Origin of the sequence: Colwellia sp. MB3u-55 (assembly GCF_014076785.1) — a bacterium.
GTDB lineage: Bacteria > Pseudomonadota > Gammaproteobacteria > Enterobacterales > Alteromonadaceae > Colwellia_A.
Window position 1 is genome coordinate 580,766 of sequence record NZ_JACGUS010000122.1, and the last position, 15,989, is coordinate 596,754.

Genomic DNA, 15,989 nt, shown 5'->3' on the forward strand with positions numbered 1-15,989 from the left:
TCAATTAAATAATAACTTAACTGATCAGTTTTTATAATAATAGACGATTGAGTGTGCCTTGAAAGAAAAATAAATGCAAATTTTTTAAACAGGCGTTTTAATTAGGTGTATTAATCTATGGTTTTTTAACTAAAACAGAAAGAATGGCTCGCGGTATTGATGTTATCGATCTTGATCACTTATTACACTCCATAAAAATTAATCCCTGTTAATGCCATTACTTTTATCTAATAAATAAAGGTAAAATAGCTAGCGTAACAATATATAGTTTTAAATTTTGATCATATACTGCTGAACTGTAATAATTTGTTTCAATTCAGACTGCATTTACAGCCTCAAATATTGGAAAATAATGTCAATTAAAGAACGCCTGAACAAACCAGAGAATTTATTGCTCGCCATGGCATTTATTATGCCGCTAATATTTAGCGTTTGGATGGTTTTACTCAATAATTTTGTTATCGAAAAGGCCAGTTTTACCGGTAAAGAAATTGGCATTTTACAAAGTCTCCGTGAAATACCTGGATTTCTAGCCTTTACCGTTATTTATGTACTACTGTTTATTAAAGAACAAAAACTAGCCGTTATTTCATTAGCCGTTACCGCTATTGGGGTAATAATGACCGGATTTTTTCCTTCTGTTTTAGGCTTGTATCTCACCACTGTTATTATGTCTATTGGTTTTCATTACTTTGAAACCGTGAACCAATCGTTAACCATGCAATGGATTGATAAAGATAAAACAGCCCACTTTTTAGGGCGTTTATTATCGGTAAAATCAGCTGCATCACTACTCGCTTTTAGCAGTATTTGGTTGATGATAGAAAAGTTCACCTGGTCTTATCAAAGTACTTATGCTTTATTTGGTGGACTCGGCCTAGTGCTCACTATTTGTTTGGCACTTTCTTTTAAAGAGTTTCCCGTTAAGGTCGAACAAGAAAAACGCCTGATACTACGTAAACGTTATTGGTTGTTTTACGCCTTGACCTTCTTTAGTGGTGCGCGTCGGCAAATATTTACTGTATTCGCAGGTTTTTTAATGGTGGAAAAATTTGGCTATAGCGTTGCGGATATCAGTGCATTATTCTTAATAAACTATGTTTTTAATTGGTTATTCGCAGCAAAAATAGGCAAGTTAATCGGCATGATTGGTGAACGTCGGGTGCTTAAATTTGAATATATCGGTTTAATTACTATCTTTATTGCCTATGGTTTTGTCGAAAACTCGACGATTGCAGCAAGCTTATATGTGATAGATCATTTGTTTTTTGCTTTAGCTATTGCAATTAAAACCTACTTCCAAAAAATAGCCAAGCCTGAAGATTTAGCATCAAGTGCTGGTGTTAGTTTTTCCATTAATCATATTGCCGCTGTGGTTATTCCGGCATTGCTTGGTTTAGTGTGGATTTATAACCCGTCATGGGTCTTTTATATTGGTGCAGGCTTTGCTGGTTGTTCTTTGATTTTATCGCACTTTATTCCATGCCATCCAAGGAAAGGCATCGAGTTTAGATACCAAGAAACATCTTAATTATATTAGCTCATAAAAAAGCCGAGACATTATATCTCGGCTTTAATTTATTCAAGCTAGCAACGATCAGTATTTATTACTTATTGTTACGTAAGAAGGTTAAAAACTCATCAGCAGGCATAGGTTTAGCATAAAAGAAACCTTGTACTTCGTCACACCCTTGAGCGATTAAATGCGCTTGTTGTTCTTCCTTTTCGATACCTTCAGCAATAACTTTTAAGTTCATTTGCTTACCGAGATTAATAATCGTATCTGCAATCAATGACTGCCCCGGCTCTGCAATACCCGTAATAAATGAACGGTCGACCTTTAAACGGTCAAGCGGTAGTTTTTGCAAATAACTCATTGATGAATAGCCCGTACCAAAATCATCAAGCGCAATGCTGATACCTTCAGCTTTCAACTTAACTAATGCATCAATAACAACTTGTGGCTCATCCATTAAAATATTTTCAGTGATCTCTAATTCAAGCTTACTTGGTTTAACATCATGATTAATCGTCGCTTGAATGATACTGTCAACGAAGTTATCTCGTTTAAATTGCGGGATAGAAACGTTAACAGAAATACCAACATGTTCGAATTTCTGCTGCTCTAATACCTTTATTTGTTTACAGGCTTGATTAATAACCCAATCACCAATTTCTACAATTAACCCTGAATATTCTGCTAGAGGAATAAACACAGCCGGTGAAATAAATTTTCCTTCGGCGGTTCGCCAGCGCAATAATGCTTCAGCGCCAATAACCTTGCCGGTAATTAAGCTAAGCTGAGGCTGATACCAAAGTTCTAAACGATTATCTGCAAAATCAGTGCGTAATTGCCTAATCATACCTAAACGCCAAAGTGTTTCATCTTCCATTTCTTTTTTGTAATAAACAAAATTTCCGTGATTACTTTTCTTAGCTAGATTCAAGGCGATGTTTATTTGATTAAGAACTTTTACCCCTTGCGAACCGGCACTACTTTTTGAGCACAACCCAAAACATGCCGTTACAGGTAATAGTTGTTCTCCCGCAGTAAACGAACGATGAAATAAAGACATTAACTTGTCAGGGTTTACACTTTCTGCCGGACCAATTACACCAAAAACATCGGCACCCATTCGAGCAAGCTGACAATTTTTTCCTAGTTCTTTCATGCGCTCGGTAACAGCGAGTAACAGCTTATTACCTAAATCTTGTCCTAAGCCATCATTAATATCGCTAAAGTGATTTATATCTATTAAAGCGGCAACAAGATTGGGTTCGTCGGATTGACTAAATTTGTCGAGTAACTTAACAAACTCTAAACGATTTGGCAGCTCAGTCAGCCAGTCACGATAGGCAGCATTACGTAGCTTTTGAAAAAGATGAACATTTTCATAACCGATGGCGACATTGGCTAAAAACACTTCGATTAACTGTATTTGAAGCTCAGTTAACTCTTGCTCAACTTCAAGATAAATAACCGCTCGATGACCACCGCTTGCTAAATAGAGTACCGCAAAGTTACTACCATAATGATTTTGTTTTTGAGTGAAACAGCTACTCATGCGATCATGTGCTGAGTCTCTATCGAAGCATGAAATTTTTTGATTAATCAGTTTGGCGTTATGACCGATTTGACCTAACACATGCAAGCTTAAATCGTCAGAGCCCTCAATAATACCTTGTCCGCGAGCACAAAAAACACTGCAATGGCTTTTACTTAACTTAATTAATTGCGACAACACACCTTCTGCATATTCATGAATACTGTGCAGTTCAAGTAAATGAGCAGTGGCACTAATTATTTTTTCGAGGCCCAAGCGGTTTTGATTGACCGAATGAATTTGTTGATATGAACGAACAGCCGCATAAACGGTAGTCACTAATTTGCGACGAGTTAACTCTGTTTTGGTTTTATAGTCATTGATATCATAATCTTTGATAACACTTTCTTCAGGAGCATAGCCTGGTTGACCGGTTCTCAGAACAATGCGTATATCTTGGCGAGATAAAGTTTCTCGAATATGTTTTACAACATTTAAGCCAGCATCATCCGTTTCCATAACAACATCGAGTAATACCAAAACGATGTCCTCGTGTTCTTCAATAAGCTGACATGCGTCACGCCCAGAGTAAGCATGTATATACTCTAGATTTTTACCTAAGACGACGAGATCTGAGAGTGCTAACTGAGTAACAGAGTGAATTTCGGGATCGTCATCAACAATCAGAACCTTCCACGTTTCAGCACTGCCATCATTTAGAATTTCATCTTCATCACTATCGTCAATAAATAAAAAGTCGTCATTATTATTTTCAGAAGCCTGCATATCGTCCTCAATTAACCAGAAAAACACTACTGATTAAGGTTTTTTTCATATCATATTTTATTATGAATCATATTCCCAATAAACTACATAATAAGAGTCAGTTAAATAATATTCAACCTAGAATTACAATTATATTCATAACTTCAATTGCTTCCTTAATTTATGTTAAGTTTAGATGAATAAAGAGAATATTGCTGATTTTAATTTTCCAGCGTATGCTTAGAAAAAATAGTAATGAAAATAATATATTAGTTACGGTAATTTTTATGAAAGACATCAACGACCCCTCAACTGCACCGCTGGTTATTGCTGAGGAACCGGTTAACACTGAAGTAATAAAAACAACAGAATCTACGGCTAAAAATAGCAGCAATAAAAAAAATGCCGGTGTTTCTTCCCAAATGCAACTGCTTGCCTTAGCTAAAAACTTTGTACTTGATGGTGGCTTAATTTCTTCAGAAAAACAAATGCCATTAGAAGAAAGAACCCAAAAAAGAGCACGAATTACCACATTACGAAAGCAAGAGAATCTTGAAGCTATTATAAAAAAGTCAGTAAATTACTGTTCTGCTACCGAGTTTACCCATAAAGCAGACGCTGATTGGTTTAGTACCTTTACCGAACTCGCCGAAGATGTCAGTAATACCACCATGCAAAATTTGTGGGCAAAAATACTAGCAGGGGAAATATCACAACCCGGTTCATTTTCCACTAAAACCCTCAAAGTTTTTCGTGCCATGAGTATCACGGAAGCGAAATTGTTAGCAAAGGCGTGTAGTTTAGCGGTAACAGAACAAACCAAAAGAAATATACGTATTATTTCAGGAGCCTATCAGACACCTGGCTTACTAAACTTTTTTAATAAAAATAGAGAACAGAATATACCTTTTAACCAATTTTCATTGAGCTATGCTGATTTATTAATTCTAGCCGATAATCATCTGGTTTTTATTCAAGAGACAGAATCTAGCCCAATGAACAAGTCAGAGTCGTTCCATTTTAACTTTAACGGAAAGCCATTAACACTCACCGCAAAAAAATCATCTTGTGTACTGAAGTTTTATAAATTTACACCGATAGGCAGCGAACTAGCACGTCTGATCAGCGATAATATTGATGATGCTTATTTACAGCATTTAAAAAGTGCATTAAGCGAAAACTTTTCAATTATAGAGGGATAAGGATTGGTGGTTTGAGAGCCATCAATCTAGATACTGATAAAACTTCCTATACTGCTACAAGCAAAGTCATTCTGGTATAAGCCCTATCATCCTGCTACCCCCCTTCATCCTAAACTTGTTTCAGGATGACGACAAGAGTGCACATCAGATCCTGCCACTATCGACAGATTTCGTCACTAAGCTTCAAACTCCGAATAAAGTTACCAGCCCCGTCATCTTGCTATAAGCCCTATCATCCTGCTATCACCCCGTCATCCTGAACTTGTTTCAGGATCTGTACTTAAAAATACGAATACAGATACTGAAACAAGTTCAGCATGACGACAAGAGTGCACATCAGACCTTTCTACTATCGAACAGATCTTGTCACTAAACTTCAAGCTTCGAATTCAGATACTGAAACAAGTTCAGCATGACGACAAGAGTACACATCAGATCCTGCCACTATCGAACAAATCGCGTCACTAAACTTCAAGTTTCGAATTCAGAGACTTAAGCAAGTTCAGCATGACGAAAAGAGTGCACATCAGACCCTGCCACTATCTAGTAAATCGAGTCACTAAGCTTCAAGTTCCAAATACAGATACTGAAATGCATTTTTCCCCGACAAAAAGTAGCCAACATAAAAAAGGACAAGCATCTAAGATGTTTGTCCTTAATCGTAAACGTTAAGTTGTGTGTTATTTAAATACCGTCACCGTCAGTATGTAAACCACATTCTCTGGCCATGCCAGAAAACCGGGTTTCACTTTCATTCATACCTAACGTTAATGGCTGTGTACTGTGTGTGTCGCCAACCGATACATAGCCTTGGTCCCATAACGGATGATAGGGCAAGTTATGCTTAGTTAGGTATTCATGTACATCCTTATTACTCCAATCAATAATAGGATGTACTTTAAAACGACCGCGTAAAATACTGACCACAGACAGGCCTTCACGATGCTCTGATTGCTGACGACGCACGCCAGAAAACCATGTCGCGGCATTGAGTTCATGTAAACCACGTTCTAGTGGCTCAACTTTATTACGGCGATTATAAGCTTTAAGTGATGTTTCATCTTTTGCCCATTCTTCGCCATATTTTGCTTGTTGCCATGCGGCACTTTCTGTCGCGCTATAAACGTGTAAATTCAATTTTAAACGCTCGTTGAGCTGTTCAATAAACTGATAAGTTTCAGGAAATAAGTGCCCAGTATCGGTAACAATCACTGGGATATTCGCATCGACTTGCGTCAACATATGCAACATAACTGCAGATTGAATGCCAAAGCTAGAAGACAAAACAAACTGAGATGGTAAATTTTCCATCGACCACTCAACTCGTTCAGTTGCGGTTTGCTGTTCTAATAACTCGTTCCACTGGTTAAGCCAAGGCTTAGGTAAAGAGGCCGGAAAACGGTTATTAATGGGTGCTTTTGCCGCAGCAACCTCAGCACTATTAATAATAGGCTTAGTCATGAAAATCTCGCTTACTATTTTTCACTTCTGCGATAATACCGGTACGGATAGTAAAGTCGCCAAACGCTTCTCTATCGGTGCGCTCTGAAGACCAACGTCCCACTAGCGCATCCATTTCATCAAGAATATCTTGTTCGCTTAAGTTTTCTTTATACATTTTAGGTACTCGCGTTCCCGCCAAGTTGCCACCTAAATGCATATTGTATTTACCTGGACCTTTACCAACTAAACCAATTTCTGCCAACATCGCACGACCACAGCCATTTGGACAACCAGTCACACGTAAAATAATACTTTCATCACTCATATCGTGTTTGGCTAAAATGCTCTCTACGTCGGTAACAAAACCTGGTAAATAGCGTTCTGCCTCAGCCATCGCTAATGGACAGGTTGGAAATGATACACAAGCCATAGAGTCTTTACGTTGCTTTGAAACCGTGTCGTTCATTAAGCCATATTCACGGGCAATTTTTTCAATTTGTGCTTTATCTTCAGTTGCTACACCCGCGACAATTAAGTTTTGGTTGGCGGTCATACGAAAATCACCTTTATGAATTTTCGCGATTTCAGCAACACCTGATTTAAGTGGTTTACCTGGTTTATCAAGTAGGCGACCGTTCTCAATAAATAATGCTAAGTGGTGTCTACCATCAAAACCTTCGACCCAACCGATACGATCGCCACGTTCTGTGAACTCATAAGGACGTGATATTTCAAACGTAATACCAGCACGTTTTTCAACTTCCGATTTAAAAGTCTCTACACCGACTCGGTCAAGCGTGTATTTAGTTTTAGCATTTTTACGATTAACTCGGTTTCCCCAGTCGCGTTGTGTTGTTACAACAGCGGTCGCAACATCTAAAGTATGTGCTAAAGCCACATAGCCAAAATCATCAGCCTTGCGAGGATAAGTTGACTTATCGCCATGGGTCATCGCTAAACCACCACCAACAAGTACATTAAAACCAACTAATTTTCCATCTTTAGCAATAGCGATAAAATTGAGATCATTAGCATGAACGTCGATATCATTTTGTGGAGGAATAACAACCGTCGTTTTAAATTTTCGTGGTAAGTAGTTGCTGCCTAAAATAGGCTCTTGTGTCTCTTTACCTTCAGGGCCTTCAAGCTTTTCGCCATCTAGCCAGATCTCTGCATAAGCACGCGTCTTAGGCAGTAAATGCTCACTAATCTTTATTGCCCATTCATACGCTTCTTGATGAAGTTCTGACTCAATAGGATTAGAAGTACATAAAACATTACGGTTAACATCGCCAGCAGTCGCAATTGAATCGATACCAATACTGTTTAATGTTTGATGCATTAATTTAATATTTGGCTTTAATACACCATGAAATTGAAACGTTTGGCGTGTTGTTAAACGTATACTGCCATATGAGGTACTTTCTTGAGCAAATTTATCAATAGCTAACCACTGCTCTGGCTTAATAATACCGCCAGGCATACGAGCACGCAACATAACGTTATGTAATGGTTCTAACTTTTGCTTGGTGCGTTCACCACGAATATCACGGTCATCTTGCTGATACATACCATGAGTCCTGATAATATGATAATTATCTGCAGTAAAACCACCGGTGACTTGATCTTTTAAGTCATCAACAATTGTTCCTCGTAAAAAATTACTGTCTGCTTTTAAGCGTTCGTTATCAGCCTGTTTACCTTCTACAATTAACGGTCCGGGACCTGTTAATACGATTTCTTTGTTTGTTGTAGTCATTAGTAAACATCCTTTTGGAAACGCTTGGCATTACGTAATTCTTTTAAATAGTTTTGTGCTTGTTCAGTACTCAACTTACCATGCTCAGCAATAATATCCACCAAGGCAAGCTCAACATCTTTTGCCATACGGCTCATATCACCACAAATATATAAATGTGCGCCACGTTCTAACCAAGCAAAAATCTCACTGGCTTTTTCACGTAAACGGTCTTGCACATATATTTTTGCCGCTTGATCACGAGAAAAGGCTAAATCAAGGTGCGTTAACAAGCCTGATTTTAAATAGCCTTGCCATTCCACTTGGTATAAAAAGTCTTGAGTGAAGGTTTGATCACCAAAAAACAGCCAGTTATCACCACTTGCTTCGCTTGCTTCACGTTCTTGCATAAATGCTCTAAAAGGAGCAATACCAGTACCTGGGCCAATCATGATCACAGGAGTATCGCCATTTTCAGGTAAGCGGAAGTTATCGTTGTGTTCAATGAAAACCTTAACTGTGCCGCCTTCGGCTAAGCGTTTACCTAAAAAGCTTGAGGCACCGCCACTTCTTAACTGGTCATTCTCGCTATATTCAACTAGGCCCACTGTTAAGTGTACTTCTTCTTCAACTTCAGCTTGGCTTGAAGCTATGGAATATAAACGTGGAGTAATCTTTCTAAGCGCGTCAACGAAATCTTGTGCGGTTACTTTCGCCGGAGCCGATTTAACTACATCAATAATTTGATGGTTACCCGCATATTCACGCGCAGCATTTTTATCTTCACTCAAGATAAGTAAAGCTTTATCTTGTGATTTATCCGCCCAAAAACTAATAAAATTAGGGGCTGTTTGAGTAATTTCTAATGTTGAAATTAATGCTTGCTCCAATGATAAACGTTCGCCGCCAACATCAATGTTTTCATGACCTGACAAGCCAAGTGTTGCAATAAGTTCAGCGACTAACTCTGTATCATTTTCAAACCACACACCTAAAGCGTCACCGGCTTGGTAGGTGATACCTGAATCGGTTAAATCGATTTCAATATGACGAACATCTTTCGCTGAATCACGACCAGTGATCTTTTGACTTAAACTTAACTCAGCAGCATAAGGCGCCTGTTTAGTATATTCACTAGATGCGCCAAGTGTTGGCATTACCACAACATTGTGGCTATCAATATCATTAACCAACAAGGCTTTTACATCTTTAACAATAGTCTCTGACCATGCTTTTACATCAGCTTCATAATCAACGTCACAGTCAACGCGTGCGGTAATTTTTTTTGCGCCAAGCTTACTTAAGTAATCATCAAAGTCTTTGCCCGTTTGACAAAACAACTCATAGCTAGTATCGCCCAAGGCTAAAACGCTATAGCGTAAATCATCGAGCTTTGGCGCTTTTTTCGAGGCTAAATATTCATGTAAAGCAATCGCATCATCGGGTGCTTCACCTTCGCCATTAGTACTGGTGACAATTAATAAGTGGGTCAGATTTTTAATGCTTTTTGGCTTAAAGTCACTCATACTTTTTAAGTCGACGGTAAGACCTTCTGCTTGTGCTTGTAAGGCTAACGCTTTAGCAACACCTTTAGCATTTCCGGTTTGAGAGCCAAATAAAATAGTTAACACAGGCGCAGGAGAAGCGACAGCTGAAGGGCTAACGCTTAACGATGGTCCTTCAGATTTAGCCGCTAAGTAACCGCTTGCCCATGCAAGTTGCAACTGAGAGTAACTGCCAATAGTGGTTTGTAATGATGAAAGTTGGTCAGCATCTAGCATAGTTTTCTGTAAGTTCTGTTGGTTTGGCAACATAATGTCAATTCGCCCATTAAAATTTAGTAAAATAATAATAGACTGGCTTTGCAGAGAATAAAAAGAATAGAAAAGGCTTTTTTATTCCAAAATAGAATAAGAATACTCTGATATTGACTTTTTATATCAGTTTAATTTTCAAGTTATTATTTTCATTAGCTTTTATCTAAAATATGACCGCACTAATAATAATTAAAAGAGTAAATGATTTCATCGAAAAAGTGGAAGCATAATTATTGATGCTGGGGGTGGTTGGCTTGGCCATTGCCGCAAAACTGAGTGAGACGCTTAATAATATACTTATCCTTGATAAACAGTCGTTTTAGCGAAGAAACCAGTAGTCGAAATAGTGAAGTTATTCATGTGGGCATTTATTAGCCGCAGGGAAGTTTAAAAGGCTTAGTATGTTTAGCATCGACTCACTGAGGTTAACCTCGAATTTAGCTACCGCAGAATATGTTTATGAAAAACGCGCTATATAATACTTATCTGTTTAAAAATGAACGAGCAATACATCAAAAGAATTTAATGATTAAGTGTATAAATAATAAAGATAGGCTTTATATTTTCTGTTGGGAAATTTAATTAAAAAGCCAATTGCTTACACAATTGGCTCCCTTAACACTAGAGTAATAATATTACTGAGTGATTTCTTCTGGTTCAGCTGATTTTTGAATGTCTAATAATTCAATTTCAAACTGTAATACTGAGTTGCCAGGAATACGTGGCGGATTGCCATTTTTTCCGTAAGCTAAATCAGATGGAATAGTAAAAGTGTACTTTGAACCCACTGACATTAACTGTACGCCTTCTGTCCAACCGCTGATAACACGATTTAAAGGGAATACTGCTGGTTCATTGCGTTCATATGAACTATCAAAAGTCTCACCGTTTAAGAAAGTACCTTTATAGTGAACCGTTACTGTATCAGTAGCGCTAGGTTTATCACCTTCACCTTCAGTTACAACAAGGTATTGAATACCTGATTCAGTAACTTGTACACCTTCTTTCTTAGCATTTTCTTCTAAGAATTTCATGCCTTCAGCAATTGCCGCTTCAGATTCAGCGTCTGCTGCTGCTAATTGCTTTGCTTTCATTTGCTCATCAAGGCTCATTAATAGAGCTTGGATTTCTTCTTTCTCAATGATTGATTTGCCAGCAAGACTGTCCATGAAACCGCGAGTAATTAATGCTTGATCAAGTGGTACGCCCAACTTCTCATGTTGATCAAGATTCTTTTGCATGTACATACCAATTGAAGCACCTAAACTGTAAGCTTGTTTTTGCATTTCAGTTTCTAAAACAGGTGCTGTTTCGGTTGGTTTTACACTTTCTTGACAGCCAAACACTGACACAAGTGCAATAGCTAACATAGTTGGCTTAAATAATTTCATTTTTTCTCCGTTAACGTAACCTAGTACTCAGTTGGAGGAAGTCCCCCTAAGCCATTGATTAAATATTATGTATTGTTAGACAATGCGGCTTATACTAACGATAAATTAACTAAGAAAAAAGTATTAATATTGTGATTAAGTGTAATAACAAGCTAACACTGCTTTTCATCTGTCTATTTTCCTTATTGAACAGTGCTTGCCAGCCTGCAGAGGACAAGCCTGTACAGCGCTGGCAGCATGCTACAGATGGTGCTTATGCAGCTAATATTTCTAATGATGGCAAATACAGTGTTGTCTCTTCTATTTATCATGGCTTAAGTTTATGGGACATAGAAGAAAATGCATTAAAATACAGCTGGTCACAACAGCAAGATAGTAGCGATAATTTAGTGCTGTTAGCCGATATATCCAATAATAATAGTCATGCATTGACCGCAAATCGAGAAGCATTTTCGTTGTGGAATATAGCAACAGGCCAATCAGAAGGTTATTGGAAAGTACGTGAGTCAACGATTCGTGATATTGCCTTGTCCAATAATGGTGACTTTATTTTACTCGGTAAAAGTAATGGCACCGTTGTTCACATTACCATGAGCAATGGCCGTCGCTTAGAGTTCTTAGGTCATACAGAAAAAATTAATGCGGTTGATATGCTCCCCAATGGCCGTATCGCCATTTCAGGAGGCAATGATTACGTAGCTTATGTATGGGATACAGAAAGTGGGCAGGTTATTTACCGATTTAATCATCCAAGTCGCGTTACTATGGTGGCTCTAGACCCTAAAGGTCGGTTTGCTTTTACTGCTGACAGTAAAAAATCTTCAAACATATGGGATTTAAAAACAGGTAAACGCGTTAGCCAACTTCAATACTATAACCGCCACGAAATATTTAGCTCAGTAAGGTTTTCTGATGATGGTACTCAACTATTAACCGGAGCCCCAACTCGAAAAGTTAGCCTGTGGAGCATACAAACCGGAGAGCGACTTGACAGCTGGCGAGTTACGCCAAAAGAAAGTATACGTGCTGCAGGCGCGGTAGTGTATAGTGTCTCCTTTCGAGGAAAGAACCAAATAATCACCGAAAGTTCATCAGGATACGCTGAGCTTTGGCAAAGAAAGTCGCGTTAGGTACCCCAAATTATGACAACAGAAATACAAAAAAAAATCATCGAATTACAAGAAAATGTTGAAGCGCTGCAATCTCGTAATGCCTTTCAAGACGATGTTATTGAACAGTTGAATAATGAACTTACTGTTCATCAATTAGAAATTTCAGACATTAGGGCACAGCTAAAGTTAATCGCAAGTCGCGTTCAAGATAATAATCCGGGTCAAAATCAGTCGCAAGATATCGAACCGCCACCGCCACATTATTAAATTTTAACCTGAACTTTCATTCAAATATTTACCAAGCTGAAATATTTCAGCTTGGTAAAATAACGATTTATTCTTGCTTAAAAATACCAATCACTTGCTCTTGTGGGCGAATTTCTTTAACGACATGCTCTTCTGGCTGTGACATTTGATGCCCACAGCTAACACAAGTGACTTTTTCAACATTATTTTCTTTTGTTAATCCCATGGTGTCCATAGCATTACATTTTGGGCAAATAGCGCCAGCAATAAATCTTTTTTTCATGTGTTTCAATCCAAATAAAATCGAGTTGTATCATTTTACCTTGAATCTTGTCGATAGGAAAAGGACAATAGCAACCTAAATTAAAATGAGTAATAACACACAATGATCATAGCCACCGACTTAAGCTTAGATAGAGGCGCTAAAAACCTCATAAAATCATCAAGCTTTACTATTCATCCTAATCACAAAGTTGGCTTAGTTGGCGCTAATGGCTGTGGAAAATCTTCTTTATTTGCTGCCTTATTAGGTGAGTTACAGCCCGACAGAGGTGATGTAAATATGCCTTCAGGCTGGGATGTCGCAACAGTAAAACAAGAAACCCCCGCCCTCGAGCAATCCGCCTTAGATTATGTGATGGACGGAGATAAAGAATTTCGTCAACTTGAGCAACAACTTGAGAAAGCTCGATTAAATGATGATGGCAACCAAGAAGCATTAATTCTCAACCATATTGATGCCATAAATGGCTACAGTTTACCCGCTCGTGCCAGCGAGTTACTTCATGGTTTAGGTTTTTTACAAGAACAACTGGGTGATGCCGTAAAGGATTTTTCTGGTGGTTGGCGCATGCGTCTTAACTTGGCTCAAGCGTTAATTAGCCGCGCAGATCTACTCTTACTCGATGAACCCACTAACCATCTAGATTTGGATGCGGTAATTTGGTTACAGCGTTGGTTAAAACGCTTTACCGGTACTTTAGTGCTTATTTCACATGATCGTGATTTTCTAGATGACGTTATTGAACAAATTCTTCATATTGAACATCAACAAGCAAAATTATATTCGGGTAATTATAGCGCCTTTGAGCGTCAACGCGCGGAACATTTAGCACAACAAGATGCTCAATTTCAAAAACAACAAAAAGAAGTGGCTCACTTAACCTCATTCGTTGATCGCTTTAGAGCAAAAGCCAGTAAAGCAAAACAAGCTCAGAGTCGTTTAAAGCGTTTACAAAAATTACCTGACTTAGCACCTGCACATGTCGATAGCCAGTTTACCTTCAGTTTCAAAACACCGGAAACATTGCCTTATCCGTTATTAGCATTAAAAGAGACAACCTGTGGCTATAATCCAGAAACCATTATTTTACATGATGTCGGTCTCACGCTTGTACCCGGTAGTAGAATCGGTCTTTTGGGACGAAATGGCGCGGGTAAGTCAACATTAATAAAGTCATTAGCTGGCGATATTGCCTTAATTAAAGGCGAGCGTTATTGCGCCCAAGACTTAACTGTTGGTTACTTCTCTCAACATCAGCTTGAACAATTACATATGCAAAGTAGTGCGATTGATCATATTGTTCGTGCTAAACCTGAGACTACAGAGCTACAAGCGCGCAATTTTTTAGGTAGCTTTGGTTTTACTGGCGACCAAGCACTCTCTCCGGTAAGTACCATGTCAGGTGGAGAAAAAGCACGTCTGGTATTGGCGTTAATTGTTAATGAAAAGCCGCAATTACTCCTCCTCGATGAACCAACTAACCATCTTGATTTAGAAATGCGTCAAGCACTCGTCTTTGCTTTACAAGATTTTGAAGGGGCTATTATTTTGATTGCCCACGATCGCTTTTTATTAGAGTCGTGTGTTGATGAGTTTTTCTTAGTTGCCAATGGCCAAGTTAGCGAGTTCTCGGGTGATATTGATGACTATCAACAATGGCTTAATGAAGACAAAAAACAAACACTGAAAAATACTAAACCCGCAAAGTCTCTTGAGGTTGTTGATAAAAAACAATTACGCAAAGACCAAGCTGAATTACGTAAAAAAGCATCTCCGCTGCGAAAACAAGCTGATAAATACGAGAAGAAAGTGCAGCTGCTGCAAACTGAATTAGCTGAAGTTGAAGGAGTATTAGCCGAAAGTGAGATATATCAAAGTGAACATAAAGCACGCTTAGGCGTACTCATTAAGCAACAAGCTAAACTCAAAGCAGATGTTGAAGAAAATGAAATGTATTGGCTCGAATTAGAAGAGCAAATTGAAGAAATTATGTTACAGGCTTCACTGTAAAAATTAATCATTAAATTATATTACTTGCTACACTTAAAAATCATACGATTAAAATAATGAGAACGTTATGAAAAAAACAATATTCGCCCTTTTTTGTCTATCTATAATAAGCAGTGTTTCGAGCTTTGCTTATCAAGGTGATCTTGACCAAGGCATTTATGAATTAAACCGTGGCGATTTTAAAGCGGCTATAAATGAATTTGAACCCTTAGTTGCTCAGGAATATTCTCCTGCGCAGTATCAAATGGCGCTTATTTATTTAAATGGTTACGGCGTTGCAAAAGATCCCAAAAAAGCATTGGAATTAATGTCCTTAGCCGCTTCACAAAATCACCCCGACGCACTATTTAGTTTGTCGCTGATGTATTCTGAGGGAGTCATCGTTAAAAAAGATTTAAAAACCGCTTTTGCACTGATGGAAAGAGCAGCGATTAGAGACTCTGTAGCCGCACAATTTAATCTTGGTGTTATGTACTTCAATGGTACAGGTACATATAAAGACTATCCAAAAGCCGCACGTTGGTATGAGACTGCGGCAAAGCAAAATTACGCTCTAGCCCAGTTTAATTTAGCACTGATGTATTTTGAGGGCTTGGGTGTTGAGAAAAGTGTAGAGATGTCTTTTATATGGAATATTATTTCCGCCAGTAATGGTTATAAAAATGCAGGAAAAAGTCGTGATATGGACTCTTTAAAACTCAGTAATTTAGAAATAGCTCAGGCAAGGGAAAAGGCTGACCGACTTTATCAACAAATTATCGAACAAGAAGCATTAAAAGCTAAACAATAAAACCTTAACTCAAAAAAATAAGACAATAATCTAAGGGGCAAATTCAAGGTTCATTGATCTATATCACAACCATAAAGTAACCCATGATTTACAATGGCTATAACATTACGTTATAGCCATTTTTTTATAACTCAATTATTTTTATGGA

At 38.1% G+C, this 15,989-nt stretch carries 12 protein-coding genes; 6 read left to right on the forward strand and 6 right to left on the reverse strand.

Features of this window, described 5'->3' with window-relative positions; all coding sequences use genetic code 11:
- Positions 1–352: 352 nt before the first annotated feature.
- Positions 353–1,531 (forward strand): MFS transporter, encoded by a 1,179-nt coding sequence (locus H4J66_RS18815; protein WP_182176432.1) that lies wholly within the window; start codon positions 353–355, stop codon positions 1,529–1,531.
- 76 nt (positions 1,532–1,607) lie between these two features.
- Here the strand turns inward: H4J66_RS18815 and H4J66_RS18820 are convergent, their stop codons facing one another.
- Positions 1,608–3,830, reverse strand: coding sequence for an EAL domain-containing protein (locus H4J66_RS18820; protein ID WP_182176433.1), 2,223 nt, complete (start codon positions 3,828–3,830; stop codon positions 1,608–1,610).
- 266 nt (positions 3,831–4,096) lie between these two features.
- Here H4J66_RS18820 and H4J66_RS18825 point away from each other — a divergent pair, with 266 nt between their 5' ends.
- A complete protein-coding gene (locus H4J66_RS18825; protein ID WP_182176434.1) occupies positions 4,097–5,011 on the forward strand; it encodes a TIGR03899 family protein in 915 nt (304 codons plus the stop codon).
- A gap of 684 nt (positions 5,012–5,695) precedes the next feature.
- Here H4J66_RS18825 and H4J66_RS18830 read toward each other — a convergent pair.
- From H4J66_RS18830 to fkpA, 4 genes are all read right to left on the reverse strand, one after another.
- Positions 5,696–6,472, reverse strand: coding sequence for a phosphoadenylyl-sulfate reductase (locus H4J66_RS18830; RefSeq protein WP_182176435.1), 777 nt, complete (start codon positions 6,470–6,472; stop codon positions 5,696–5,698).
- Positions 6,465–8,213, reverse strand: a complete 1,749-nt coding sequence (gene cysI / locus H4J66_RS18835; RefSeq protein WP_182176436.1) for an assimilatory sulfite reductase (NADPH) hemoprotein subunit — start codon at positions 8,211–8,213, stop codon at positions 6,465–6,467. Before cysI ends, H4J66_RS18830 begins: the two co-directional genes overlap by 8 nt.
- Positions 8,213–10,006, reverse strand: coding sequence for an assimilatory sulfite reductase (NADPH) flavoprotein subunit (locus H4J66_RS18840; RefSeq protein ID WP_182176437.1), 1,794 nt, complete (start codon positions 10,004–10,006; stop codon positions 8,213–8,215). The genes cysI and H4J66_RS18840 overlap by 1 nt, the downstream gene beginning before the upstream one ends.
- 638 nt (positions 10,007–10,644) lie before the next feature.
- Positions 10,645–11,400 (reverse strand): FKBP-type peptidyl-prolyl cis-trans isomerase, encoded by a 756-nt coding sequence (gene fkpA / locus H4J66_RS18845; protein WP_070374931.1) that lies wholly within the window; start codon positions 11,398–11,400, stop codon positions 10,645–10,647.
- 131 nt (positions 11,401–11,531) lie between these two features.
- Here fkpA and H4J66_RS18850 point away from each other — a divergent pair, with 131 nt between their 5' ends.
- The gene (locus H4J66_RS18850; RefSeq protein ID WP_310650677.1) at positions 11,532–12,530 is read left to right on the forward strand and encodes a hypothetical protein; all 999 of its coding nucleotides are present in this window, start codon (positions 11,532–11,534) and stop codon (positions 12,528–12,530) included.
- A gap of 12 nt (positions 12,531–12,542) precedes the next feature.
- On the forward strand, positions 12,543–12,779 hold the full coding sequence (locus tag H4J66_RS18855; protein ID WP_182176438.1) for a SlyX family protein: 237 nt from the start codon (positions 12,543–12,545) through the stop codon (positions 12,777–12,779).
- Between the two features lie 67 nt (positions 12,780–12,846).
- Here H4J66_RS18855 and H4J66_RS18860 read toward each other — a convergent pair whose 3' ends face one another.
- A complete protein-coding gene (locus H4J66_RS18860; RefSeq protein ID WP_070374933.1) occupies positions 12,847–13,041 on the reverse strand; it encodes a YheV family putative zinc ribbon protein in 195 nt (64 codons plus the stop codon).
- A 102-nt stretch (positions 13,042–13,143) separates the two neighbouring features.
- Between H4J66_RS18860 and H4J66_RS18865 the strand changes: the two genes are divergently transcribed.
- Both H4J66_RS18865 and H4J66_RS18870 read left to right on the forward strand, forming a co-directional pair.
- A complete protein-coding gene (locus H4J66_RS18865) occupies positions 13,144–15,051 on the forward strand; it encodes an ATP-binding cassette domain-containing protein (protein WP_182176439.1) in 1,908 nt (635 codons plus the stop codon).
- 67 nt (positions 15,052–15,118) lie between these two features.
- Positions 15,119–15,841 (forward strand): tetratricopeptide repeat protein, encoded by a 723-nt coding sequence (locus H4J66_RS18870; protein WP_182176440.1) that lies wholly within the window; start codon positions 15,119–15,121, stop codon positions 15,839–15,841.
- Positions 15,842–15,989: the final 148 nt, after the last annotated feature.